This window comes from Microtetraspora malaysiensis, assembly GCF_001528665.1.
Lineage (GTDB): Bacteria > Actinomycetota > Actinomycetes > Streptosporangiales > Streptosporangiaceae > Microtetraspora_A > Microtetraspora_A malaysiensis.
Genome location: NZ_BBYJ01000041.1, coordinates 1 through 23,985, shown reverse-complemented (window position 1 = coordinate 23,985; position 23,985 = coordinate 1). Strand labels below are relative to the sequence as shown.

General features: G+C 71.1%; 23 protein-coding genes. 11 read left to right on the top strand and 12 right to left on the bottom strand.

Translation table 11 applies throughout. The features are described 5' to 3' along the window. Window positions 1-94 precede the first annotated feature (94 nt). Window positions 95-628, top strand: coding sequence for a sugar O-acetyltransferase (locus tag AWQ71_RS37460; protein ID WP_174550791.1), 534 nt, complete (start codon window positions 95-97; stop codon window positions 626-628). A 39-nt stretch (window positions 629-667) separates the two neighbouring features. Here the strand turns inward: AWQ71_RS37460 and AWQ71_RS37455 are convergent, their stop codons facing one another. Both AWQ71_RS37455 and AWQ71_RS37450 read right to left on the bottom strand, forming a co-directional pair. Continuing rightward, window positions 668-1,519, bottom strand: coding sequence for an SAM-dependent methyltransferase (locus AWQ71_RS37455; protein WP_067143426.1), 852 nt, complete (start codon window positions 1,517-1,519; stop codon window positions 668-670). 246 nt (window positions 1,520-1,765) lie between these two features. Continuing rightward, on the bottom strand, window positions 1,766-2,581 hold the full coding sequence (locus AWQ71_RS37450) for a glycerophosphodiester phosphodiesterase (protein WP_245658926.1): 816 nt from the start codon (window positions 2,579-2,581) through the stop codon (window positions 1,766-1,768). Window positions 2,582-2,958: 377 nt separating this feature from the next. On the opposite strand from AWQ71_RS37450, the gene AWQ71_RS37445 reads away from it, so the two are divergent. Then, window positions 2,959-3,396, top strand: a complete 438-nt coding sequence (locus AWQ71_RS37445) for a hypothetical protein (protein ID WP_067143424.1) — start codon at window positions 2,959-2,961, stop codon at window positions 3,394-3,396. Between the two features lie 72 nt (window positions 3,397-3,468). Here the strand turns inward: AWQ71_RS37445 and AWQ71_RS37440 are convergent, their stop codons facing one another. Next, window positions 3,469-4,368: a LysR family transcriptional regulator gene (locus AWQ71_RS37440; protein ID WP_218002128.1), complete on the bottom strand. Its 900-nt coding sequence runs from the start codon at window positions 4,366-4,368 to the stop codon at window positions 3,469-3,471. Between the two features lie 250 nt (window positions 4,369-4,618). On the opposite strand from AWQ71_RS37440, the gene AWQ71_RS43070 reads away from it, so the two are divergent. The 7 genes from AWQ71_RS43070 to crcB all read left to right on the top strand — a co-directional run bounded on the left by AWQ71_RS43070 (window position 4,619) and on the right by crcB (window position 10,019). Beyond that, window positions 4,619-5,281, top strand: coding sequence for a class I SAM-dependent methyltransferase (locus AWQ71_RS43070; RefSeq protein ID WP_067143418.1), 663 nt, complete (start codon window positions 4,619-4,621; stop codon window positions 5,279-5,281). A gap of 99 nt (window positions 5,282-5,380) precedes the next feature. Next, window positions 5,381-7,642 (top strand): 5-methyltetrahydropteroyltriglutamate--homocysteine S-methyltransferase, encoded by a 2,262-nt coding sequence (gene metE, locus AWQ71_RS37430; protein WP_067143416.1) that lies wholly within the window; start codon window positions 5,381-5,383, stop codon window positions 7,640-7,642. 124 nt (window positions 7,643-7,766) lie between these two features. After that, on the top strand, window positions 7,767-8,141 hold the full coding sequence (locus AWQ71_RS37425) for a hypothetical protein (protein WP_218002127.1): 375 nt from the start codon (window positions 7,767-7,769) through the stop codon (window positions 8,139-8,141). 71 nt (window positions 8,142-8,212) lie between these two features. Next, a complete protein-coding gene (locus AWQ71_RS37420) occupies window positions 8,213-8,818 on the top strand; it encodes a UTRA domain-containing protein (RefSeq protein WP_218002126.1) in 606 nt (201 codons plus the stop codon). A gap of 42 nt (window positions 8,819-8,860) precedes the next feature. Continuing rightward, window positions 8,861-9,328, top strand: a complete 468-nt coding sequence (locus tag AWQ71_RS37415; RefSeq protein WP_067143407.1) for a fluoride efflux transporter FluC — start codon at window positions 8,861-8,863, stop codon at window positions 9,326-9,328. Further along, window positions 9,325-9,663 carry a DUF190 domain-containing protein gene (locus tag AWQ71_RS37410; protein WP_067143405.1) on the top strand — a complete coding sequence of 113 codons (339 nt, stop codon included), beginning with the start codon at window positions 9,325-9,327 and terminating at the stop codon, window positions 9,661-9,663. Before AWQ71_RS37415 ends, AWQ71_RS37410 begins: the two co-directional genes overlap by 4 nt. Continuing rightward, the gene (gene crcB, locus AWQ71_RS37405) at window positions 9,660-10,019 is read left to right on the top strand and encodes a fluoride efflux transporter CrcB (protein WP_067143402.1); all 360 of its coding nucleotides are present in this window, start codon (window positions 9,660-9,662) and stop codon (window positions 10,017-10,019) included. Before AWQ71_RS37410 ends, crcB begins: the two co-directional genes overlap by 4 nt. 109 nt (window positions 10,020-10,128) lie before the next feature. Here the strand turns inward: crcB and manA are convergent, their stop codons facing one another. The 7 genes from manA to AWQ71_RS37370 form a co-directional block, all read right to left on the bottom strand. After that, on the bottom strand, window positions 10,129-11,229 hold the full coding sequence (gene manA, locus AWQ71_RS37400; protein WP_067143399.1) for a mannose-6-phosphate isomerase, class I: 1,101 nt from the start codon (window positions 11,227-11,229) through the stop codon (window positions 10,129-10,131). Window positions 11,230-11,373: 144 nt separating this feature from the next. Continuing rightward, a complete protein-coding gene (locus tag AWQ71_RS37395; RefSeq protein WP_067143397.1) occupies window positions 11,374-13,845 on the bottom strand; it encodes a glycoside hydrolase family 2 protein in 2,472 nt (823 codons plus the stop codon). Then, entirely contained in the window at window positions 13,842-14,804 is a 963-nt protein-coding gene (locus AWQ71_RS37390) for an ABC transporter ATP-binding protein (protein ID WP_084259734.1), read from the bottom strand. The genes AWQ71_RS37395 and AWQ71_RS37390 overlap by 4 nt, the downstream gene beginning before the upstream one ends. After that, on the bottom strand, window positions 14,804-15,748 hold the full coding sequence (locus AWQ71_RS37385; protein WP_067143394.1) for an ABC transporter ATP-binding protein: 945 nt from the start codon (window positions 15,746-15,748) through the stop codon (window positions 14,804-14,806). The genes AWQ71_RS37390 and AWQ71_RS37385 overlap by 1 nt, the downstream gene beginning before the upstream one ends. A 1-nt stretch (window position 15,749) precedes the next feature. Continuing rightward, window positions 15,750-16,598 (bottom strand): ABC transporter permease, encoded by an 849-nt coding sequence (locus AWQ71_RS37380; RefSeq protein WP_067143391.1) that lies wholly within the window; start codon window positions 16,596-16,598, stop codon window positions 15,750-15,752. After that, entirely contained in the window at window positions 16,595-17,587 is a 993-nt protein-coding gene (locus AWQ71_RS37375) for an ABC transporter permease (RefSeq protein WP_067143388.1), read from the bottom strand. The genes AWQ71_RS37380 and AWQ71_RS37375 overlap by 4 nt, the downstream gene beginning before the upstream one ends. Before the next feature lie 85 nt (window positions 17,588-17,672). Then, the gene (locus AWQ71_RS37370) at window positions 17,673-19,430 is read right to left on the bottom strand and encodes an ABC transporter substrate-binding protein (RefSeq protein WP_067143385.1); all 1,758 of its coding nucleotides are present in this window, start codon (window positions 19,428-19,430) and stop codon (window positions 17,673-17,675) included. Between the two features lie 309 nt (window positions 19,431-19,739). Between AWQ71_RS37370 and AWQ71_RS37365 the strand changes: the two genes are divergently transcribed. After that, on the top strand, window positions 19,740-20,759 hold the full coding sequence (locus AWQ71_RS37365; protein ID WP_067143383.1) for a LacI family DNA-binding transcriptional regulator: 1,020 nt from the start codon (window positions 19,740-19,742) through the stop codon (window positions 20,757-20,759). 132 nt (window positions 20,760-20,891) lie between these two features. Here AWQ71_RS37365 and AWQ71_RS37360 read toward each other — a convergent pair whose 3' ends face one another. After that, the gene (locus AWQ71_RS37360; protein WP_245658922.1) at window positions 20,892-21,365 is read right to left on the bottom strand and encodes a MarR family transcriptional regulator; all 474 of its coding nucleotides are present in this window, start codon (window positions 21,363-21,365) and stop codon (window positions 20,892-20,894) included. Between the two features lie 92 nt (window positions 21,366-21,457). Between AWQ71_RS37360 and AWQ71_RS37355 the strand changes: the two genes are divergently transcribed. After that, a complete protein-coding gene (locus AWQ71_RS37355) occupies window positions 21,458-22,474 on the top strand; it encodes a nitroreductase/quinone reductase family protein (RefSeq protein WP_067143381.1) in 1,017 nt (338 codons plus the stop codon). A gap of 35 nt (window positions 22,475-22,509) precedes the next feature. Here the strand turns inward: AWQ71_RS37355 and AWQ71_RS43520 are convergent, their stop codons facing one another. Next, complete coding sequence (locus AWQ71_RS43520) at window positions 22,510-22,836, bottom strand: response regulator transcription factor (protein WP_218002125.1); 327 nt, start codon at window positions 22,834-22,836, stop codon at window positions 22,510-22,512. Window positions 22,837-23,985: the final 1,149 nt, after the last annotated feature.

Here is a 23,985-nt window from a genome sequence, read left to right as displayed (position 1 = left end):
ATCGCCCCGGGGCGGTGGGCGGGGCCGCGCTCCGGCTACGGTCGTGTGCGTGCACGACTACTTCGCGGGCGACAGCCGTACGAACCGGGAACGGATGCTGGCGGGCGACCTCTACATCGCCGACGACCCCGATCTGGCCGCCGCGTCGAAGCGGGCCATCCTCCTCGCGCACCGGTACGGCGAGGTCTACGCCACCGACCCGGACGCCGCGCGGCCCATCCTGGAGGAGCTGATCGGCTCGATCGCGCCGGACGCCCACATCCGGCCGCCGCTGTACGTGGACTACGGGGCGCACATCACCATCGGCCCCGGCACGTTCGCCAACTACGGTCTGACCGCGCTGGACGTCGCTCCGATCACGATCGGGGCGGACGTCCAGATCGGCCCGAACGTCCAGCTCCTCACGCCGACGCATCCCGTCGATCCGGACATGCGCCGCGCCAAGCTGGAGGCGGCCGAGCCGATCGTGATCGGCGACAACGTGTGGCTCGGCGGCGGCGTGATCGTGCTCGCCGGCGTCACCATCGGCGATAACAGCGTGATCGGCGCGGGCGCGGTCGTCACCAGGGACATCCCGGCCGGGGTCGTCGCGGTGGGCAACCCGGCCAAGGTCATCCGCCGCGTTTAGGGCGTACAGCCCCTGACGAGCCACCCCGGCCCGGTCCGCTCAGTCCGGCTTGCGGGCGACGCCCCCGGCGAACGTGTGATAGGTGATCCCCTGCGCGGCCTGGTCAGCGGGGCCCGGCCGCCACTCGGGCAGCGGGACCAAGCCGGGGTCGAGCAGCTCGAAGTCCCCGAAGTAGGCGAGGATCTCCTCGCGCGTCCGCCACCGGCCGGTGCCGAGGTTCTCGTTGAACAGCTTCTCGGCCGAGGCCGCCTGCTCGGCGACCTCGGGACGGGCGTCCCCGGGGTTGTGGAAGTGCGAGATCGCCACGAAGCTGCCCGCGGGCAGGGCGTCCCTGAGCCGGGCGGCGATGCCCTCGGGGGCCTCGTCGTCGTTCAGGTGGTGCAGGATCCCGAACAGCAGCAGGCCGACCGGCTGGGAGAAGTCGATGAGCCGCCGCAGGTCCGGGTGGTCCATGATCTGCTCCGGCCGCCTGATGTCGGCCTGGATGACCATGGTGGTGTCGTTCCTGGCCAGCAGCGCCCGGCCGTGCACCAGGACGATGGGGTCGTTGTCCACGTAGACCACGCGAGTGGCCGGGTCGACCTCCTGCGCGATCTCGTGGACGTTGCCCTGCGTCGGGAGGCCGGAGCCGATATCGACGAACTGCCGTACCCCAGCCTCGGCGGCCAGGTGGCGGACGACCCGGCGCAGGAACTCGCGGTTCGCGCGGGCCGCCTGGGGGGCGTCCGGCGCGATCTGGAGGGCCATCTCGGCCACATTGCGGTCGGACGCGAAGTTGTCCTTGCCCCCGAGCATGAAGTCGTAGACACGCGCGACGCTCGGCCTGGCGATGTCGATGCCGGCCGGGGCCTGTTCCTGCCCGGCTTCGGCCGGGCTCCGCTCCTCGGACACAGTCCTTCCTCCCGCTCGATCGAGCACGGACCGAACAAGAAGATCCTAATGGGCAGTTATCCAAAGATGTCAGCCTTGCAGGGCTTTTCGGGGAAATTCACGAAACCCGACCACCGGCGTGCGAGAACTGCGGCAATAGCACTGTTTATTGATTAACGTCCCAGAAGAACCCATTTTTGACCTGATTTACGGTTGACCGGACGGCGTGGCGACGCGCGTCCCTCTCCGCACGCCAGGCCCGCGCGGCTACTGGCACCTGCCTCGCAGCCAGGCCCGGTACTCCCTGGTGTAGTTGGTCATCACGCTCTGCGGGGCCTGGCCGAGCACGGCCGCCCACTGGGACGCGTTGCCGCTCCAGGAGGGGGCGGGCTCGTTCCATCGCACGCTGTCGGTCCACCGCGCGGCCGCCCCCTTGAGAAGCGTGGGATGGCGCTTCGCCAGCTCCCCCTGAATCCAGGAGTCGGTCGAGTAGACCATGATCCGTTGCGAGCCCTGCCGCTCCTTGATCGGGTCCGAGATCTCCTTCCACGCCTTCACCGCGTACCGGGAATCGCTCAGGATGCTCTTCGTCTCCGGCTTGATCTCCAGCAGCGCGATCAGTCCCCGCGACCGCACGTGGTCCAGCCACTGCCGCAGCGAATACACCCCCTCCCCCTTGTACGGACCACGGGTGATGCGCCGGCTGTTCAGGTTCCCCGCGCCGCTCGCCCACCAGATATCGGTGATCTTCTGCTGGCCGCCGGTGAGGCCGTTGGTGGTGGTGTTGTGCCACATCACCGCCTTCGTCCCCTCCCTGGTGAGCTGGACGTCGGCCTCGACGCCGTCGGCCCCCCAGGCCTTCTGGTCGTCCACTCCCCGGAGGTTGTTCGGCTGGCGCACCTGGTCCTTCGCCCAGCCGTTCGCCCCCTCGGGGTAGCCGCCGTGCCCGAAGACCAGCGGACACTTCGGCAGCGCGGCCGTCCCCGCCGGTACGCCGGAGGCCGCGGCGGGCGAGGCGTTCACCACCGCGCCACAGGCGAGGACGGCCGCCGCCGCCGACAGACCGGCCATCGTCTTCGTCATCGTCACGTTCGCTCCACCTGTCGGAAATCGATCCGCCGAATCAGCAGGGCAGGCTAGCGGCGGGTTCCCGAAGGATCAAGGCGAGTGCTCACTGTCGGCATGGCGGACGCGGAGCTCAGGTCACCGACACAAGCCCGGCTGCTCGCGCGCACCGCGGCTTCCGCCAGGGCCGCACTCGGCTCGGGGCCCATCCCGCCCAAATCAGGGCGTGCGAGGCATACGTCCGGCGGAGGAGCGCCGATCACCCGTCCGGCGGACGAATCGGCGGAGCCCTCCACCGTACGCTCCCGCGCTGTAAGGTCCGCGAAGCCGAGGGGCCGTCCGCAGGGAGGGCCGCGGTACCGATCACACGCGGGTGTGCTTATGGAGGGGGACAGGTGGTCTCGATCTTCAATGTGGCGACATCGGAAGAAGACGTCACGGGACGCGACCTGGGGCGGGCGGTGGAATCCCTGCTGGCCGGATGGGCGGAGCGCCTGGCCGTCCCCGTGGAGGTGTGGGCGCTGCCGACGGGAGAGGTGCCCGACGGCACCGCCCGGCTCGCGTACCGGGTCCTGGTGGACGCCCTCGACCGCGGGGCGGGCGCGCGGGAGATCTCCGTCGCGATGACGACGGGCCGGACGCTGCGACTGACTGTCTCCTGCGACGGTGTGCCACCTCAGGACGACGCGCGGGAGGCGGACAAGGAGGCGGACAAGGAAGCCGCCGCGGCGAACCCGCTGCGCGCCCAGGTCGCGGCGCTGCGCGGGGTCTACTCCACCGGCTCCGGGGCGAGCGAACACATGACGATCACTCTGGAGCTCCCGCTGCCCTGACCAGTGACCGGCGACCGGCGCTCGCCGTCGCTCCGGGTTCCCCGCACGACGACCGGCGCCGGCGCGTACCGGCTACCTCGTCCACAGCGACTCCTGAACCGTCTGGGCCAGGGCCATCAGCTCGCCGGAGACCCGGTCCGGATGCCACCCGAGCCCGTACGTCATGCGCAGGTCACCGGCGTCGAACGGTACAAAGCGCACGTCGTGGCAGCGGATCGAGCCCACGACCAACTGCGGCACCGGCAGCAGCCCGACGCCGGCCGCGACGAGGTCGAGCGCCGCGGCGAAGTCGTCGATCTCGTCCGCCACCACATGGAGCCGGTGCGGCCCGCCCAGCAGACCGGCGAGCCGGGACCACATGCCGCCCGGCGGGCGGTCGCGCGGCGCCAGGACGCGACGCCCGGCCAGCCGCTCCGGACGGACCGTCGCCGCCGTCGCGAGCGGATCCCCCGCCGGGACCGCCAGGTGGCCGACCGGTACGTGGAACCGCGCGGCGGTGGTGAGCCCCAGCGGGAACGGAGCGGCGAGGATCGCCGCGGACACGTCTCCGGCCTCCAGGGCGGCGGTGGCGGCGCTCCAGCCCGCGGCCCGCAGTTCCACACCGATCGCCGGTCGGCGGCGGGCCAGCCGCCGGGCGACCCGTGCCGCGAGGCCACCCACGAGCGGCGCGTACGCCAGCCGGATCGCCGGCCGCTGCGCCGCCGCCAGCCGGACGGCCTCGGCGCCGAAGGCGTCCGCCGTCTCCAGCAGCGCCTCCGCCCGCGGCAGGAGCGCGGCCCCGGACGGCGACAGCCGTACCTCCCGGCTGGTCCGCTCGAACAGGCGGAGCCGCAGCGCGCGTTCGAGCCGGGCGATCGCCTGGCTCATCGCCGGCTGCGACATGCCCATCTCCGCCGCCGCCCGCGAGAAGCTGCGGTGCCGCGCGACGAGCGCGAAACACTGGACGTCGCGCACGGGAGGGCTGGGATCCATGCTCCAGTATCGCCCGCTGATCCATAAGCGACGGCAATGAATCAAGCGGCCGCCGCACCCGAGGCGATCGGGCTGGTGCCGTGACCGGCAAGGTTTGCCCGGACGGAGCGGTGATCCAGGGTGGTGCATCGCAAGGCGGAGGAGGAGGCCGTAGCGGAGCCTACGGCCGACGACGACTACGCCGCGAGGTGCCGCCCTGGGCAACGCGACGGGGCAAAGATTGACGGGAGGGGCACTAGGATGCCCGGCCATGATCGAAGCCAACCATCTCCACACCACTCGTGAGTCCTACGGTCGGCTCGCCGAAACCTACGCCGAGTTCGCCCGCCCGCTGTTCGAGCAAGAGCACCTGGACCGCGCGGCGATCGCCGCGTTCGCCGGGTATGTACGGGCCGGAGGCGACGGCATGGTCGCCGACGTCGGCTGCGGCCCGGGGCACGTGACGGCCCACCTGCACGCGCTCGGGCTGACCGCTTTCGGCGTCGACCTGTCGCCCGAGATGATCGATCTGGCCCGCCGCACCCACCCGCACCTGCGGTTCGACGTCGGCTCGATGACCGAGCTCGACCTGGCGGACGGTGCTCTCGGCGGTGTGCTCGCCCGCTACTCGATCATCCACACGCCGCCGGAGCGGATGCCGGAGGCGTTCGCCGAGTTCCACCGGGTGCTCGCCCCGGGCGGCCTCCTGCTGCTCAGCTTCCAGGCGCACGACGAGCCGTCGGCGCCGCCGGAGCCGTTCGACCACCAGGTGGCGCTCGCCTACCGGTGGTCGCCCGACCACGTCGCGAGCCTATTGCGGGAGACCGGGATGGTCGAGGTGGCCCGGCTGATCCTCTCCGGGCGCGAGGACACGAGGCGGCGCTTCCCGCAGGCGCACCTGCTGCTCCGCAAGAGCGCCGAAGCCCAGCCATAAGCACCGGCGATAGATCGGCGGCGGGACACGGCGGCGCGGGCAGGATGCGGCTCGTCCGATCCGCCCGACCGCTCCACGCGGTCTCGTCAGGGAGTCACCATGACCGCCGTGCGCCCGTCGCCCTTCCCCGCCTCCACCGTCCTCGGTTATCCGAGGATCGGCCCGGAGCGCGAGCTGAAACACGCCCTCGAGTCCTACTGGAGCGGCCGGATCGCGTACGACGAGCTGGAGAAGGTCGGCGCCCGCCTCCGCGAGGACACCTGGCGGCGGCTCCACGCCCTCGGCCTCGGCGCGCTGCCGTCCGGCACGTTCTCGTACTACGACCAGGTGCTCGACACGGCCGTGCTGTTCGACGCGGTGCCGGAGCGCTATCGGGCGCCGGCCCCCGAGGACGCCTACTTCGCGATGGCGAGGGGCGCCGCCGGGATCGCGCCGCTGCGCATGACCAAGTGGTTCGACACGAATTATCACTACATCGTGCCGGAGATCGGCCCGGACACGGCGTTCCGTCTCGCGGGCGACGCCCCTCTGGCCGAGGTACGGCAGGCCCGCGCGCTGGGCCTCGACCCGCGCCCCGTCCTGCTCGGCCCGGTGACGTTCCTGCTGCTGTCCGAGCCGGCCCCGGACGCCCCGGCCGGGTTCGCGCCGCTGGACCGGTTGCCCGACCTGCTCCCGGCGTACGAGCGGCTGCTGGCGGCGCTCGCCGCCGAAGGCGTCGCCTGGGTGCAGCTCGACGAGCCCGCGCTCGTGGCGGACCGCTCGGCGGAGGAACTCGCCGCCGTACGGACCGCGTACCGGCGGCTCGGCGCGGCGGCGGCCCGGCCCGCCCTGTTCGTCGCCACGTACTTCGGGGACGCGGGCGAGGCGCTGCCGGTCCTCGCCGTGACGCCTGTCGAGGCGATCGGCCTCGACCTCGTGCGCGGCTCCCTGCCCGCCCCCGACGTCGATCTGAGCGGCAAGACCGTCGTCGCGGGCGTGGTGTCCGGGCGCGACGTGTGGCGGACGGACCACGACCGGGCGCTCGCCGCCCTCGTCGCCCTGCGGGAGCGCGCCGCGCACGTCGTCGTCGGGACCTCCAGCTCCCTGCTGCACGTGCCGTACGACGTGGAGCGGGAATCCGGCCTCGATCCCGCGCTGCGGGAACGCCTCGCCTTCGCCGAGCAGAAGGTCGCCGAGGTCGTCGAGCTGGCCTCCCTCCTCGCCTCCGCCCCGGACGGCGCGCCCCGAGGAGCCGACAGCCGCGCCACCTCCTCCCCCCTCTCCCCGGAACCGGCCGCGCCCTGTCCCCCGCGCAGTCCGTACGCGGTGCGCGCGGCGGCGCAGGCGGAGCATCTGCGGCTGCCGGCACTGCCCGTGACGACGATCGGCTCGTTCCCGCAGACCGGTGAGCTGCGCGCGGCCCGAGCGGCGCTGGCCGCCGGGCGCCTCGACGAGACCGCCTACGAGGCCCTGGTCCGGAACGAGGTCGCCCGTGCCGTCGCCGTGCAGGAGCGGCTCGGCCTGGACGTGCTCGTCCACGGCGAGCCCGAACGCAACGACATGGTGCAGTACTTCGCCGAGCACCTGGACGGCTTCGCGGTCACGCGGCACGGCTGGGTCCAGTCGTACGGCTCCCGCTGCACCCGGCCCCCGATCCTGCACGGCGACGTGCGCCGCCCCGAGCCGATCACCGTGCGGTGGGCCACGTACGCGCGGTCCCTGACGGACCGCCCGGTCAAGGGGATGCTGACCGGGCCGGTGACCATCGTGGCGTGGTCGTTCGTCCGCGACGACCTGCCCCTGCGCGACGTCGTCTCGCAGGTGGCCGACGCCGTACGCGACGAGGTGCGCGACCTGGAGGCGGCGGGCCTCTCGATCATCCAGGTGGACGAGCCCGCGCTGCGCGAGCTGCTGCCGCTGCGCCGCGCGGAGCAGGACGGCTATCTGGCGTGGGCCGTGGACGCGTACCGGCGGGCGACGTCGGGCGCGAGCGACCGGACACAGATCCACACGCACCTGTGCTACTCGGACGCCGACGAGATCATCGCCGCGGTGGACGCGCTCGACGCGGACGTGACGAGCGTGGAGTCGGCCCGGTCGCACGCGCGGCTGCTGCGCGAGCCCGCGGTCGGCGGGTTCGAGCGCGGGCTCGGCCCGGGCGTGTACGACATCCACTCGCCCCGTGTTCCCGAGGTCGAGGAGATCGAGGAGTCACTCCGCGCGGCGCTGAAGGTGCTGCCCGCGCACCGGCTCTGGGTCAATCCGGACTGCGGGCTGAAGACCCGGACATACGAGGAGGTCGAGGCGGCCCTCGCGAACGTCGTCACGGCCGCGCGCAATATGCGGGGAGATCACGAATGTCGACCCCTGACCGTGGAATGACCCGACACCGAGATTAGGCTCCGAACCCAGCGTGTCCGAGCTGATATTGATGGTCGGCAGAGATCCGAAAGGCGTGTCCCCCCAGCCTTCAGGTGTACGACCACAAACATGAAGGACGGACACAGTGAGATCAGCCAAGCTGATGTTGGCCGTGGTGTCGATCGCGGCCTCGGCTTCGCTCGTCGCCTGCGGCAGCAGCTCTTCCGACGGGGCGTCGGATACGGCGGCCGCACCCGCCGCGGTGAACGGAGCCGAGAAGGCCGCCGCCAAGACCAAGACCGGCAAGGTCTCCGCGAACAACGCCCCCGAGAGCGAGCTCGTCGCGGCGCTCCACGCGGCCGGGGTGCCGAACCCCGACCGCTGGGCGCACGAGGTCATCGAGTATCGGCCCTACGCCGCGGACGATACCAAGCTCACCTCGCTCCGTAAGAACCTGGCGAAGCACAAGCCGGGCGAGAAGACCATCAACAAGATCGTCTCCGCGCTGACGGTGCCGTAAAGCGCCGAAGCGCGCCGCGGAACACTCTCACGCTCGCGGCGTAGAACGCTCTCACGGGGAAGGGAATCCCTGTGACCGCAGCTCGCCGGAGACTCCGGCGCACGACGGACCGCTACCAGTGGGAGAAGGACCGCGCGCTCCTCCCTGAGGACGAGCGGCGCCGGGCCGGCGCGGCCGAACGGGACACCGGGCTGCCCCGTGAAGAGCTGGAGTTCTCCACGGAGTTCGGCTCGGCCCCGGCGGGGGCCGAGCTGGCCCGGCGGTTCGGCGTGCCGGAGGGCACTCGCATGCTGCGCCGTACCTATCGGACCCGGGCCCGCGGCGAGAACGCGCCGCTGAGCCTGGTCATCTCCTGGCTCGTGTACGACATGGCCGCCGCCAACCCCGCCCTCCTCACGCCGGAGAACGAGCCCTGGCCGGGCGGCACACCGCACCAGCTCTCCACGATCGGCATCGAGATCGACCGGGTCGTGGACGAGGTCACCGTACGGCTTCCGCTTCCCGAGGAGGCGCGGACTCTGGACGTGCCCGGCGGCGTGCCGGTGCTGGTGCTCCGCAAGACCTCGATCGACACCGCGGGGCGCGTGGTCGAGATCGCCGAGTGCGTCCTGCCCGGCGACCGCGCCGAGATCGTCTCCACGACCCGGCTGCAGCCCTGGCCCAAACGCGACCGCTGATCGGCCCGGGCGTTTCCGCGCCCGGTCGATACCATCGGCACCATGACACCTTCCGGCACCGGGCAGGACGTGTTCCGCGGGCGGCCGGCGAGACGGCGCGGGCGCGCGTTCAGCGTGGTGGGAGTGATCGCGGTCGGCGGGGGGCTGGGCAGCGTCGCGCGCTTCCTGCTCGCCTCGGCCGTACCGGTGGGGGCGAACGGCTTCCCCTGGGGCACCCTGATCGCCAACCTGTCCGGCTGCTTCGCGCTGGGGGCGCTCATGGTGTTCGTCCTCCAGGTGTGGCCACCGAGCCGGTACGTCCGGCCGTTCCTGGGCGTGGGGTTCATCGGCGGATACACCACCTTCTCCACCGTGGCCGTCGAGATCACGCGGCTGGCCGCGCCCACGGCGGCCGTCTACGCGGCGGTCAGCCTCGTCGCCGGGCTGGCCGCGGTCTGGTGCGGCATGACCCTCGCCCGGCTCGCCGCCCGCATCCCCGTACGGCGCGGCCCGCGAAAGGAGACGCGATGAGGCTGCACGGCGACGCCTACCGGCTGACGATCTACATCGGCGAGACCGACCAGTACCGTCACCGGCCCCTCTACACGGAGATCGTCCACCGGGCGCACCGCAAGGGCCTGGCGGGAGCGAGCGTGTTCCGGGGGATCGAGGGGTTCGGCGCGTCATCGCTCATCCACACGAACCGGCTGCTCTCCCTGAGTGAGGACCTGCCGGTGTCCATCGTCATCGTGGACACCGAGGAGCGGATCACCGATTTCCTCTCCGAGCTGGACGAACTGGTGACCGAGGGGCTGGTCACCGTGGAGCCGGTCGAGGTCTACCGCTACGTCGGGCGCCGCGCGTGACGCTGCTGCTGGTGTTCCTCGGCGGCCTGGTGGGCGCCCCGACCCGCTATCTGGTCGACCGGCTGGTCCAGCGATGGCACGACACCGTGTTCCCCTGGGGGACGTTCGTGGTCAACGTCACCGGCTCGTTCGTCCTCGGCCTGCTCACCGGGCTCCAGCCGGGGACGTTCGTCACCACGCTGGTCGGGAGCGGCTTCTGCGGCGCTCTGACGACGTTCAGCACGTTCGGATTCGAGACCGTTCGGCTGATCGAGGAGGGGTCGTACGCGGAGGCGGGGCTGAACGCGGTCGGCAGCCTGCTGCTCGGCGTCCTGGCCGCGGCCGCCGGCTACGGCCTGGCCGTCCACATCCTGTGAACCGGAAGCGCTGGTGGGGTGTCCACAACTCTTGGCCGGGTCGGTCACTGCGCCGGAAAGAACCTCCGCTCCGTTCCCTGGTCCCCGGTGAACGTGTGCCGGCAGCGCACTAGAGGATCTGCGGTTCCGCGCAGAAGACGGTGCCGTCGCCGGAGATCGTGATCGGGCCCTCCGAGGCGGGGACGTAGACCGCGTCGCCGGCGCGGAGTTTGACCTCGTCCCCGGCCTGGACCACGCCATCGACGCAGAGCAGGATCCGCGGCAGTTCGCCCGGCAGGGTGCGTCCGGCGCCCGGCACGATCCTGCGCAGCAGGAACTCGGGGCAGGGCGGCACGTACGCGTCGTCGGCCGGCTCGACGGGCAACGGGACGGCGGGGGCGTCGGTGATCCGCAGCAGCTCGTCCACGTCGATCGGCTTGCCGGTGAGCCCGGCGCGCAGCACGTTGTCGGAGCTGCCCATGATCTCGACGCCGAACCCGGAGATGTAGCAGTGCAGCACGCCCGCGCCGAGGAACATCGCCTGGCCGGGTTCGAGCTCGTGCCTGCGCATCAGCAGCGGCGCGAGGACCGCGGGGTCCTCCGGGTACAGTCGGGCCAGCCGGATGATCAGCTCGTAGTCCGGCTGGTGGACGGAGGAGGCGGCCCACACGATCGACTTCACCAGGTCGGCCCGGGAGCCGGGCAGGCCGAGCAGCTCGCGCAACGCGGCCAGCATGTCACCGGCGGCGAGGCGCGCCACGACGGGCCGCAACGCCGCCACGCCGAGCCGCTCGACGAGCATCGCGGCCTGCTCGGGCGCGCGCAGCCCGGCGAGCGCGGTGAACGGCGTGAGCGCGCAGATCAGCTCCGGCTTGGGCCACGGATCGCAGTAGTTCCGGTCTCCCCTGGCGTGCCCCTCGGCCGCCTGGTCGGCGGTGGGATGCACCTGGAGGGAGAGCGGGCGGTCCACCGCGATCAGCTTCAGCAGGTACGGCAGGCGCGCGCCGAAACGCTCGACCGACGGCCGCCCCAGCTCGGCCACCGGGTCGGCGGCGATCGCGTCGACGAGGGTCCGCTCGACACCGTCGCGGGTGAGCCGCGACGGTCCGGAGGGGTGGGCGCCGAGCCACATCTCGGCCTCCGGTCCCGAAGCGGTCCGCCCGGTCAGCCCGGCGATGGCGGTGCGGGAGCCCCAGGGGTAGGTCTTGATCGGGTTGGTCAGCAGATCCATCTCGAATTCCTCGTGGGTGGGGGAAGCCGGGCTCACTCTGCCCGGAGACGCTCAACGACGAATGAACCCGGGCTGAACCGCATGAACATTCCTCGCTCGTCAGGTCGATCCGCACCGTCGTGGACGGCCCATGCTACCCAGTGATCACGCGCTTCCGGCGAAATCGGCTGAGGTCCGGGCCTCGTTGAGGCAGCGCAGCACCGGGGGGCGGACGAGCGCCTCGAGGTCGAGATCACCCGGACGGCGGCACCCGCTGACTCGGAACACCGCGGTCTCGCCGGGGAGCAGCGTGACGAGTTGGTCGTCCACGGTCGCCCGCGGGTCGAGCCGGTCGGGGAAGATCGCCAGCTCGCGCACGAGGGTCCGCGCGGTCACGGCGATCCGCAGGCCGTCGTCGGCCTCCTCGACCGCCGTGTCGAACGCGGCCGGTGGATAGCCGGCGACGGGGTCCTGCGCGAAGAACCGCAGCGCGCGTACCCCGTCCAGGGTCGCGACCAGCAGCTCCCCCGGGCCGCCCGGTGTGGTGAGCGCGGCGGGCGGCTCCCATCGGGCCACCCCGCGCGGGGGCGTCGCGACCCGGTGGCGTTCCCGTGCCCGGACCTCCCCGCCGAAGGTCATGCGGACGACCTCCAGCTCGCCGGCCCATTCCCGTCCGGTGTCGTTGATCACGGCGACGGCGGAGTCCTGGAACGTGAGCAGCCGGTCGGCGTAGGCGCGCCGCAGCGCGTACCAGAGCGGTTTGCGCCGCCCGTCGCCGTCGACGGCCGCCCAGGAGGTGACCGGCCAGCAGTCGTTGAGCTGCCAGACGATCGTGCCCATGCAGTACGGCGCGAGCGCGCGGAACCGCTCGACGCCGAAGACCACCGCCCTGGCCTGGTTGAGCTGGGTGAAGTAGTGCCAGTCGTCGAACCCCTCGGGCCGGGGCAGGTGGTCGCCGAGGCCGCGCAGCAGCTTCTCGTCGCCGTCGATCGCCTTCTGGTGGTGCCGCACCCCGGGCGAGACCGGCGTCAGCGGCTCGTCGCTCACCGCGCGCCGCAGGGTCGCGTACGCCGGAGGGCCCTGGAAGCCGAACTCGGCCACGAACCTCGGCGTGTACGTCGCGTAGTGCGTGTAGTCGTGGGAGTTCCACACCGTCCAGATGTGCGTGGTCCCCTTGGCCGGGTCGTTCGGCGGCAGGTCGGGAGCGCCGGAGTACGGGCTGCCCGGCCAGTATGGGCGGGTCGGGTCCAGCTCGGCCACGATCTTCGGCAGCAGGTCGTAGTAGAAGCCGGCGCCCCAGCTCCGGCCGGCGAGCGCGTCCTGCCAGCCCCAGTCGGCGTGGCCCTCGATGTTCTCGTTGTTGCCGCACCAGATCGCCAGGCTGGGATGGGCGGCGAGGCGGGCGACGTGGCAGCGCGCCTCGGCTTCCACCTCGTGCGTGAACGGCCCCTCCTCCGGATAGGCCGCGCAGGCGAACGGGAAGTCCTGCCAGACCAGCAGCCCGAGGTCGTCGGCGAGGGCGTAGAAGTCCTCGCTCTCGTACATGCCGCCGCCCCAGACGCGCAGCGTGTTCGCGCCCGCGCCGACCGCCTGGCCCAGCCGCTCCGCGAGCCGCTCCCGCGTGACCCGGCCGGGAAAGCAGTCGTCCGGGATCCAGTTGAACCCCTTCACGAACACCGGCGTGCCGTTGACGACGAGGGTGAAGGCGTCGTCCGTCCGGTCCAGGACGACCGACCTGAAGCCGATCTCCCGCGTCCACACGTCGTCGCCATCACTGTCGCCATCACTGTCGCCGGCGCCATCTCCATCGCCGAGCCGGACGGTCAGCGGATAGAGCGGCTGATCGCCGTACCCCCGGGGCCACCACAGGTCCGGGGCGGGGACGGTGAGCCTCACGAGGGCGGTCCGCTCGCCCGGCGCCAGCCGTACCCGTTCGGTCACCCCGGCCACGGTCGCGGTAACGGTGAGCGGGACCTGCGCGGCGCGGTCCACCGTGACATGGACGTCCACCCTCCCGTCCAGACCGTCGAGTGTGACAAGCGGACGCACCTCGGCCAACCGCGCGGTGCTCCATGTGTGGACGCCGATCGGCCGCCAGATCCCGGCGGTCACCAGCGTCGGCCCCCAGTCCCAGCCGAAGTTGCACGCCGTCTTCCTGATGAACGGGTACGGCTCGGCATACGCGCCGGGCCGGTCACCGAGGGCGGCCCGCTGTTCCTCGGCGTAGCCGTACGGCGCGGTGAAGAGCACCTTCAGGGTGTTCTCGCCCTCACGCAGCAGGTGCCGGACGGAGAACCGGTACGACCGGTGCATGTTGGCGGTGGCCCCCACCTGGGTGCCGTTCAGCACGATCGCGGCGACGGTGTCCAGCCCCTCGCACACCAGGTCGGCCCGCTCGTCGTCGGCGCCCGCCCAGGTGAAGACGGTCTCGTAGGCCCAGTCGGTGCGGCCGATCCAGGTCAGCCGGTCCTCGTTGTCGTCGAGATAGGGGTCGTCGATGAGTCCCGCGGCGAGCAGGTCGGTGTGGACGCAGCCGGGAACGGTCGCCGGGACCCCGGCGACCACCGGGCGGAACTGCCCGGTGGAGGACACGGCGGTGACGGTCCAGCCGTCGTGCAGCGGGTGGTACGAGCTCACACTCTCTCCTTGGCCGAAGGCTGTCGGAACTCGGGCTCCTCGGCGGCCGGGCACGCGCCGGGCCCGGCACACGCCACGTGATGGTCCTTCTCGGGCTCGGCCAGGTCACCGCGTACGGGCGTGCCCGGGGCACGGTCGTGGAACGGGCACACGGTCCGGCCCGCCCGCTCCTCGTCCCGCCGCTCCGCCCATTTGACGTGCAGCCGGGGGACGGAATCCAGCAGCGTCCGGGTGTACGGGTGCAGCGGGTCGCCGAAGACGCGCTCGGTCGGGCCCATCTCCGCGATCCTCCCCCGGCGCAGCACCACGGTCCGGTCGCTGACGTACGTGCCGAGCGACAGATCGTGGGTGACGAACAGGACGCCGAGCCCGCGCGAGCGCAGGTCGGCGAGCAGGTTGAGCACGTCGACCCGGGTGGAGGCGTCGAGCATGCTGATGATCTCGTCGGCGACCAGCAGCCGGATGTCGAGCAGCAGGGCGCGGGCGATCAGCATGCGCTGGAGCTGCCCGCCGCTGAGCTGGTGGGGATACCTGCCGAGCACCTGCCCGGGGTCGAGCCGGACCCCGGCGAGCGCGGACTCCACCCGCTCCCGCCAGGCCGCCCGGGACACGCGGGGGAAGTACTCCCGCCTGATCATCTCGAAGACCCGGTCGGCGGCGAAGATCGGGTTGAAGCCGCTGAACGGATCCTGGAACACGCCCTGGACCTGCCGGTAGTACGCCTTCGGAGACCGGATGGCCGAGACGTCCTCGCCGTCGAACGTGATCGTCCCCTCGGTGACGGAGGCGAGCCGCAGCACCATGCGGCCGATCGTGCTCTTGCCGCTGCCGCTCTCGCCGATCAGGGACACCACCTCGCCGGCGTTGACCTCGAAGCCGACGCCGGAGACCGCGCGCAGCTCGCGCCCGCCGAAGGGGCCCGCGCGATAGATCTTGGAGACACCGTCGAGTCGCAGCATCACACGGCCTTCCAGCAGGCGACGGAGTGCCCGGGAGCCACCTCGGCGAACGGCGGCCGCTCGGCGCACCGGTCGAACGCGAGCGGGCAGCGGTCCCGGAAGCGGCAACCCTCCGGAGGGTCGAGCAGCGACGGCGGGGTGCCCGGGATGCCGTCGAGCCGCCGCTCCGCCTGCCGTACGCCGACCTCGGGCAGTGAGGAGATCAGCAGGCGGGTGTACGGGTGCCGGGGTGCGGTGACGATCACGTCGGCGGGGGCCTTCTCGGCCAGCCGCCCGGCGTACATCACGGCGATCGTGTCGGCGATCTGGTACACGAGGGAGATGTCGTGCGTGACCATGATCATGCTGGTGACCAGGCCCTCGTCGCGCAGGCCGAGGAGCATCCCGGCCACGGCCTTCTGGCTGGACACGTCCAGCGCCGAGGTGACCTCGTCGGCGATGAGCAGCGACGGGTTCAGCAGCGTGGAGACGACCATGACGACCCGCTGCTTCATGCCGCCGGACAGCTCGATCGGATAGCGGCCGAGCACGTCGGGAGGCAGCCCCACGAGCGCGAGGCGGCGCTCCAGCTCGGCGCGGTCCGGCCGCTCGCCGCGCGAGGCCAGCAGTTCGGCGACCATCTTGCCGATCTTCCTGGTCGGGTTGAGCGCGCTCATCGAGTACTGCGGGATGACCGAGACCGCGCGGAAGCGGAACCGGTCCATGGCCGCAGAATCGGCGACGGGCAGCGGGACGCCGTCCAGCTCGACCGTGCCGCCGACGTGCCGCATCCGGCCGTCCAGCCGGACCAGGCTCGTGCCGAGCGTGGACTTGCCCGAGCCGGACTCGCCGGCCAGGCCCATGATTTCGCCGTCCGCGACCGTGAACGTGACGCCGTCCAGCGCCCGCACCTCGCCGCGCGGCGTCCGGTAGTGGACCCGGAGGTCGGTGACCGTCAGGGACACCTCACATCTCCCTCAGCTTGGGGTTGAAGACCTCGTCCAGCCCGACGTTCACGACGTAGAGAGAGCCGACGACGGCCGTGATCCCCGCGCCCGGCGGCACGAACCACCACCACATGCCGAGGTGCAGGGCGCTCCACCGGGCCGCGTTGTTGAGCATCAGCCCGAGGGAGACGCCCTGGGACGGCCCAAGCCCGATGAAGTCCAGCGAGGCCGCGATCAGGATCGATCCGCCGAACAGCAGGATGAACGTCATGAACAGGTAGGAGCTCATGTTCGGCGCGATCTCTCTGACGATGATGCCGGGGGTGCGCATCCCGCTGAGCCGGGCCAGGTCCACGAAGTCGCGCGAGCGCAGCGAGAGCGTCTGCGCCCGGATCGCCCGCGCCGCCCAGGGCCACGAGGTCAGGCCGATGAACAGCGCCTGCACGCCGACGTCGCGCACCCCCAGGTACGCGTTGACGATCAGCAGGACCACCAGCGCGGGCAGCACGAGGACGATGTTGGTGATCATGTTGAGGATCTCGTCGACCAGGCCGCCCCGATATCCGGCGGTGAACCCGACCGCCATCCCGATGACCGCCGCCAGCCCGCCCCCGAGCAGCCCGACCAGGAAGGTGGCGCGCAGGCCGTACGCGAACTGGGCGAAGACGTCCTGGCCGAAGGTGGTGGTGCCGAACCAGTACTCCGCCGAAGGCGGCGCCGCGGCCGGGCCGACGTACTCGTTCGGGCCGTACGCGATCGTCGCGGGCACGACCAGCGCGGTCAGCAGCAGTGCCAGGACGACGGCCAGTCCGGCGACCAGCTTGCCGTTGCGCAGCGCGACACGCAGCGCGTTCCGGACGCCGGTCACGCGGCCCCTCCCATCCCGACCCTGGTCCGCGGATCGACCACGACGTACGCGACGTCGATGACGAAGTTGGCGATCAGCACGCCGACGACGATGAAGAGGAAGATCCCCTGGAGCAGGAAGAAGTCCTGGTTCTGGATCGCCTGGAGGATCAGGTGGCCCAGCCCGGGATAGGAGAAGACGATCTCGGTAACCAGGGCGCCGGCCACCAGAACGCCGAGTTGCAGGGCCAGGCCGGTGACCTGCGGCAGGATCGCGTTCCTGAAGGCGTACCGCCGGATCAGCCGCCCGGACGCGCCGAGCGACCGCAGGTAGCGGACGTAGTCCGCCTCCAGCTCATAGATGATCATGTTGCGCATGCCGATCGCCCACCCGCCGAACGCCACCAGGAACAGCGAGGCGAACGGCAGCAGCCAGTGCTGGAGCAGGCTGCCGGCGAAGTCCCACGACCACTCCGGCTGAATCGCGAAGCTGTACGCCCCGGCGACCGGCAGCACCCCGGCGACGACGCCCAGCCCCCAGGCGAGCAGGATCGCCAGCCACATGTACGGGGTCGCGGTCAGCAGGTAGCCGATCGGCAGCGCCGTGTTGTCCAGCCACTTCCTGCGCGCCGCGAACGCGCCGAACCTGTTGCCCGCGACCCAGCTCAGCAGGACCGCCGGGAGCAGCAGCCCCAGCGTGTACGGCACGGCCCGGGCGATGACGTCGGCGACCGGCGTGGGGAAGAGCCAGATGCTGATGCCGAGATCACCCCGGAAGAGCGCGGCCCAGAAGTTGGCGTACTGCTTCCACAGGGGCAGGTCGAACCCGAACAGATCGGTGTAGTGGACCCGCATGGCCTCGACCGCCTCGGGCTGCGCGATGTTGGCCCGGGCGAGCATGCTCTGGACCGGGTCACCCGGCATGAACCGCGGGATCATCCAGTTGATCGTGACGGCCACGAAGAACGTGAGGCCGTAGATGAGCAGCTTTCTGCCGAAATATCGGGGCAAACTGACCTCCCGGTCGCGATGTAAGCGCCCCTCCCCTCACGGAGGGGGCGGGAAGCCCCTCCGTGAGGGCGGGGAGCGGGAAAGATCAGCCGGCCACCGGCTGGATCTCGGTCAGCATCAGGACGCCGCCCATCTCCAGCCAGTTCCGCCACACGGTCGGCGCGTGCTTGGGCGCGCCAGGGACGCTGGACGGCCAGTTCTTCCACACCACGTCGGTGGTCTGCGACCAGAGGCCGTTGTACCAAAGCGGGATCACCGGCATGTCCTCCAGTTGGATCCGCTGGAGCTCGGAGGTGACCCGCTTCATGCCCTCGACGTCGTCCGTCCCGACACCGTCGAGCCGCTGGGTGAGCGCCCACGCCTTCTCGTTCTCGTACCGGGCGAAGTTCACCGTGGTCTGCAGCTTCCGCACCGGCGTCCGGAAGAGGTAGTCGTAGTACAGCCACGGCGTGTTCGCGAGCTGCTTCTCGTTGTTCAGCACCAGGTCGAACGTGCCGGAGTTGCGGGCGTCCACCAGCGCGTTGTAGTCCGGGAAGTCCGGCTCGACGTTGATCCCGACCGCCTTCGCGCCCGCGCTGATGACGCGGCTCGCCTCCATCCAGTCGGTCCACCCGGCCGGGACCATCAGCTTCAGCGCGATCTTGCCGCCGCCGGGCGTCTCGACGAAGCCGTCACCGTCGGTGTCCTTGTATCCCGCGTCCGCGAGCAGCTTCTTGGCCCGCGCCGGATCGTAGGAGAAACCGAGCCGGCCCACCACGTCCTGGTCGACGTACTTGTCCCACTGCGGCAGCAGGCCGGTCGGGTTCGACGCTTTGACCAGGTTCCCGTACACGTTCTCGACGATCTTCTTCGTGTCGACGGAGAAGGCGATCGCCTTGCGGAACTCCGGGTCGTCCAGCGGCTTCTTCGTGGTGTTCGGCACCAGCCACGCCGTGTTGGCCGACATCATGTACGGCGCCTCGGGATAGTACGTCTTGATCCCGAAGTTCCCCTTGACCAGGTTGGCGACGCCCGGCAGGAAGTTGGTGCTCAGGTCGAGGCCCTTCTGGAGCAGCAGCCCCATCGCGACCTCGTTGCTGGAGTTGACGATGTCCACGATGTACTTGGGCTTGACCTCCTTGTCCAGCGCCTTCGTCGCCCACCAGCCGTCCCGCTTCACCCACACCATGCGGTCCTGGTCGTGCGAGTGGTACGTGTACGGCCCGGTGCCGACCGGCCGCTCGTTGGCGCCGTTCATCACCTCGTCCTCGGAGCGGCCCTCCCAGAGGTGCTTCGGCAGGATCGGCCTGCTGTACAGGTTGTTCGCCCACTGCTGGTAGTTGGCCTTGGTGAACGTGAACTTCACCGTCCGGGCGTCCACCGCCCGCGCGTCGCTCAACCACGTCCACATCGGGTGGTACGGAACGGTCTCCATCTTGCCCAGCTCGAAGGTGAAGACCACGTCGTCGGCGGTGAGCGGCTTGCCGTCCGACCACGTGACGCCCTGCCGCAGCGTGAGCGTGTACTCCTTGTCCCCCGTCCACTCGCCGCTCTCCGCCAGCCACGGGGTGAACGTGTCGGCGTCCGGGTCGTACAGGAAGAGCGTCTCGTAGACCAGGCCCTTGGTGCCGGTCGCGAAGTCCCACTCCCGCAGCGGGTTCCAGTTCGCCGGAGGCCCCCACTGGGTGCCGCTCGTGTAGAGGGTCTCGTTCCGCGGGAACGCCCCGCCGGCCGCCGGGGGCGCCGTGGCGTCCGCGCCCGGGGGCGCCTGGGAGGCGGGCTCGCCGGCCCCGCCGCCACCGGAGCACGCGGCGACCAGGCCGGCCGCGAGGAGCGGAACCAGGATCCGCACTCGGTTTCGCATCGTGATTCTCCTTCCTCCTCGCGGACGGCCGCGTGGAGGTACCGAAACAGCTGAGCCCCGATGTCGACATGAACCGGTCCAGATAGTGCGGCTCCCCCTTCGCTATCTCGCCTTTCGTCTGGGTACAGCGCTCTGCAGAATCCCTGCCGAATCTCTGCCAAATACCTGCTGAACCGGATAAGTACCGCGACCGTAAATTCCCTATGTCCGGAGTGTCAATACCGCAGGGCGCTGGTGTGACGCGTCTGAGACATCTCGGACCGATGTAGTAAAGTGCGTGCCGACTGGACCGGTTAACCAAGGGGACCCGTGAGAAGACCGACGATCGCCGACATCGCACGGCGGGCCGGGGTTTCCAAGGGCGCGGTCTCCTACGCGCTCAACGGCCGGCCCGGCGTGTCGGAGGCGACCCGGGCGCGCATCCTCGCGATCGCCCAGGAGATCGGCTGGCAGCCCAACAGCGCCGCCCGCGCCCTGAACGGCGCCCGCGCCGAGGCGGTGGGTCTCGCACTGTGCCGGCCCGCCCGCTTCCTCGGCATGGAGCCGTTCTTCATGGAGCTGATCAGCGGCATCGAGAGCGAGCTGGCCGCCCACTCGTGCGCCCTGATGTTGCAGGTCGTCCGCGACCACGAGACCGAGATGGGCGTCTACCGGCGCTGGTGGGGCGAGGGCCGGGTGGACGGCGCCATCCTCGTCGACCTGCACGTGGCCGACCCGCGCGTCCCGGAGATGGAGGCGCTCGGCATGCCGGTCGTCGTGATCGGCCACCCCTCGGCCGCCGGCTCGCTGCTGCCCGTCTGGTCCGACGACGGCGCCGCCGTGCGCGAGACGGTCGAATACCTCGCCGCGCTCGGCCACCGGCGCGTCTCGCGCGTCGCCGGACTGCCGCGGCTCGTCCACACCGCCATCCGCGACCGGGCGTTCGAGGAGGCCTGCGCCGCGCTCGGCCTCGCCGAGACCGGAGTCGTCCACACCGACTACACCGGCGAGGAGGGCGCCAGAGCCACCCGCAGGCTGCTCAGCTCCCCCCACCGGCCGACCGCGATCGTCTACGACAACGACATCATGGCGGTGGCCGGGCTGTCGGTGGCCCAGGAGATGCGGCTCGACGTCCCGGCCGACCTGTCCATCGTGGCCTGGGACGACTCCCCGCTCTCCCAGGTGGTCCGCCCGCCGCTGACCGCGCTCGGCCGCGACATCTCCGCGTACGGCGCGCACGCGGCCCGGCGGCTGCTCGCGCTGATCGACGGCGCCGACCCCGGCCCGCTGGAGGACGACACCGCCCGCCTCACCCCCCGCGGCAGCACCGCCCCGCCCCCGGAATCCTGACCCGATTCGCCCCGCCCGTCCCGGGGCAGATCACGCCCGCCCTCCCCGGAGCCGCGCCATCCCGGAGCGACCTCACTCCACGGCGATCTTCCACTCCACGGCCGCGCGGGGATCAGAGATTCCGGAGCGACCTCACTCGCCGGCGATCTCCCGTTCGTAGGCGGCCAGGGTGTCCACGAACATCTGCCGCTGCTCGGCCGTGAGAGGTCCGAGCGCCTTCCGCCAGGCGGTGGCGCCGTACCCCAGCCAGCCGTCGATCGCCGGACGGTGTTCGTCGGCGATGCTGACGATCTTCCTGCGCCGGTCGGCGTCGTCCTCCCGCCGCTCCAGGATGCCCTTGCGACTCAGCTCGCCCACCATCAGGCTCACGGTCGTGGGCGCGACCTCAAGCCGGGCGGCCAGCTCGTTCACGCTCATCGGCCCGTCGAAGAGCAGGTAGGCGAGCAACGAGAGATGCCGGGGCGCCAGCGCGAACGATCTCAGCTCCTCCGGGACCCCGAGCCGCTTCGCACGTCCCACCATCCGTGGCATCACCAACAGCAGCGTCCGGATCGCGGCATCGACGTCCAGGCCGGATCCACGGCGCCCCGGGTTACCGGTTGACACTCGCGATCCCTCCAAATAGCTTTGCACTCAAATAAGTTTTGCTTTCAAAGCAAATTTTCCTGGTCGGCCGATGCTATCGGAGGGGACGTTTCATGACAGAGCACCGCCCGGGGCCGTCGGAGTTCAACAGGCAGGTCATCGAGGAGTTCCGCGCGAACGGCGGCAGAGTGGGCGGCATGTTCCAAGGAGCCACCCTCGTGCTCCTGACCACCACCGGCGCTCGCAGCGGCCGACCGCGCACGAACCCCGTGGTGTACCTCCGGGATCGCGACCGGATCTTCGTCTTCGGCTCCAACGCGGGCCGGCCGAAGCACCCCGACTGGCACCACAACCTGCTCGCCGACCCGCGCTGCACGGTCGAGATCGGCACAGGAGACGGCCAGATCGCGACATACGCCGCGACGGCCGAGCCGCTTGAGGGTGCGGAACGCGACCGGATCTACAACATCCAATGCCGTCGCGACCCCGCTTTCACCGCCTATCAGGCCGGCACCTCGCGCACCATCCCCGTGATCGCGCTGACCCGCGCCGCCCCCGGCGCCGGCGAAGAGCGGAACCAGGCGATCGCCCGGTTCCTCGTACGCGTCCACGACGACCTGCGCGCGGACCTCGCCGCGATCCGCGCAGAAGTCGACGACTACTTCGCGGGACCACACGCCAACGGGCAGGCCGCGCCGTACGGCTCCGCGCGACAGCGTCTGGACCGGAAGCTCGCCCAGCACTGCCTGCTCTTCTGCGACGCGCTCCACGGCCACCACACCAATGAGGACGGGGCGTTCGCCGACTTCGAGAAGCAGTTCCCCCACCTCACCCCCGCCCTGGACCGAATCCGCAGCGAACACCGGCTGGTGGCCCAGGCCGTCACCGACCTTCAGGCGCTTCTCGCCAACCTCACGTCCGAGGCCGGCGAACCCTCCATCGCCACGTCGGCCCCCGAAGCCCGCGACACGACCGCTCCCGGCACCCGTCCTTCCCGGATCGGAACTGACGACGCCGCCACATTCCTGGCCGAACTGGAGCGGCTGGCCTCCCAGCTCGAAGAGCACTTCGCGTACGAAGAAGCACACCTCCTACCGGCACTGACCGGAGAGCCCCCACGCGCCGGCTGAGCACATACTGAGCACATCCGGACCACGCCGCCCTCTCAGAGCCGGCCGTACTCCTCGGCGATGAGGGCGGCCTCGGCGCGGGTGGCGGCGCCGGTCTTGCCGATGGCGGCGGACAGGTGGTTGCGCACGGTCCCGTTCGACAGGTGGAGCGCCTTGGCGATCTCGCTCACCGTGCCGCCACACCTGGCCTCGCGCAGCGCGTCGCGTTCCCAGGCGGTGAGCGGGCCGGTCCCGCTGGCCAGCGATTCGGCGGCGAGGGCGGGATCGACGACCCGCAGACCGGCGTGCACCCGCCGTACCGTCTCCACCAGGTGCTCGGGCGAGGAGTCCTTGACCACGAAGCCGGAAGCCCCATGCTCCATCGCGCGGGCGAAGTAGCCGGGCCGCCCGAAGGTGGGTCGGGCGAGGCCAGGCCGAGCATCAGGGCGACCGTGGTGGACTTGCCCGCGCCGTTCGGGCCGAGCAGCGCCACCGCCTCTCTCGGGGCGATCACCAGGTCCACCCCGTCGACGGCGCGGACCCGCCGTAGCGCTTCCGTAGGCCGCGCACGGCCACCGCAAGTTCCACTTCATGTGTCATACGGCTCAGCATTCGCCCCCGGCGCCCGCCGTTCCTGCGCCGTTTGTCACGACGGACCCACAACAGATGTCACCCCTGGGCGTGATCTGACGGCGGATGGTCGCGCGCCCCAGCCGCACGCCCCGTTCGGGCAGTGTGGCGACGCCCCTCGCGAATACCCACCAAACGGAATGCCGTACACAGTTCTCACAAACAGTGCAAGCGTGACTACTTAGAGTTGCCTATCGAACGCATGAACGATATCCTCGCAGAGGGTCGACCATCAGGCCGGGAGGGGAGGTGCGAAGAGATGATGCTTTCGGGTGGTGTACTGCTGTCGCGCCGACCGGAGGACGCTCCTCCGTCCCGGCCGTCCGACGCGCCTTCCGCATCCCCGCAGCGGCGGGGCGGGTCCAGGCGGCATACGCCGTTCATCGGATCGGATCGCTTCTCCGGCGACTCTTATGGGGCGGTGCTCCTCGACCGTGCCCGCAGTGCCGGGCTCCTCGATGACGGCCGCAGCTCCGGTGGCCGCGAAGGAGTCACTCATCCCGCCCCACACGACCCGGCCCGCCCCGAGGGGCGAGCTGCGCGGCGCGGCCAGCCGGACGCCACGGCGCGCTCCGACGGGCGGGGTGGGCGACGCGGCGGGCCGGAGACGACGCACTCGTGGGCTCGGCGGCTGCTCGGCCTCCCGGACGCGCCGGAAGACCAGAAGCCTGACGGCGGGGAGGGGTCGCAGCGCCGCGGAAGCGATGGCGGTGCCCTTTCCGGTCGGGACGAGCCGTGGCCCGAATACGACCGTGACGACCTGTCGGCCTGGGACGGAATCTGGCAGGGCCGCCGCTCCACCCTCCACGAGCCATCGTCGAACGGATCCCAGCGTGCCGGTCGGGACGATCGGCAGCAGAACGTGGGTCGGCGTGGCGGTGACCGGTGGTCCGGTGGCGATG

Bases quoted from the DNA above. Each gene is read 5' to 3' on its own strand.
- AWQ71_RS37415 (WP_067143407.1), top strand. From the start codon at position 8,861: ATGACACCTTCCGGCACCGGGCAGGACGTGTTCCGCGGGCGGCCGGCG.
- manA (WP_067143399.1), bottom strand. From the start codon at position 11,229: ATGGATCTGCTGACCAACCCGATCAAGACCTACCCCTGGGGCTCCCGC.
- AWQ71_RS37450 (WP_245658926.1), bottom strand. From the start codon at position 2,581: ATGACGAAGACGATGGCCGGTCTGTCGGCGGCGGCGGCCGTCCTCGCC.
- AWQ71_RS37370 (WP_067143385.1), bottom strand. From the start codon at position 19,430: ATGCGAAACCGAGTGCGGATCCTGGTTCCGCTCCTCGCGGCCGGCCTG.
- AWQ71_RS43070 (WP_067143418.1), top strand. From the start codon at position 4,619: ATGATCGAAGCCAACCATCTCCACACCACTCGTGAGTCCTACGGTCGG.
- AWQ71_RS37440 (WP_218002128.1), bottom strand. From the start codon at position 4,368: ATGGATCCCAGCCCTCCCGTGCGCGACGTCCAGTGTTTCGCGCTCGTC.
- AWQ71_RS37390 (WP_084259734.1), bottom strand. From the start codon at position 14,804: ATGCTGCGACTCGACGGTGTCTCCAAGATCTATCGCGCGGGCCCCTTC.
- metE (WP_067143416.1), top strand. From the start codon at position 5,381: ATGACCGCCGTGCGCCCGTCGCCCTTCCCCGCCTCCACCGTCCTCGGT.
- AWQ71_RS43520 (WP_218002125.1), bottom strand. From the start codon at position 22,836: ATGGAGCATGGGGCTTCCGGCTTCGTGGTCAAGGACTCCTCGCCCGAG.
- AWQ71_RS37460 (WP_174550791.1), top strand. From the start codon at position 95: ATGCTGGCGGGCGACCTCTACATCGCCGACGACCCCGATCTGGCCGCC.
- AWQ71_RS37355 (WP_067143381.1), top strand. From the start codon at position 21,458: ATGACAGAGCACCGCCCGGGGCCGTCGGAGTTCAACAGGCAGGTCATC.
- AWQ71_RS37410 (WP_067143405.1), top strand. From the start codon at position 9,325: ATGAGGCTGCACGGCGACGCCTACCGGCTGACGATCTACATCGGCGAG.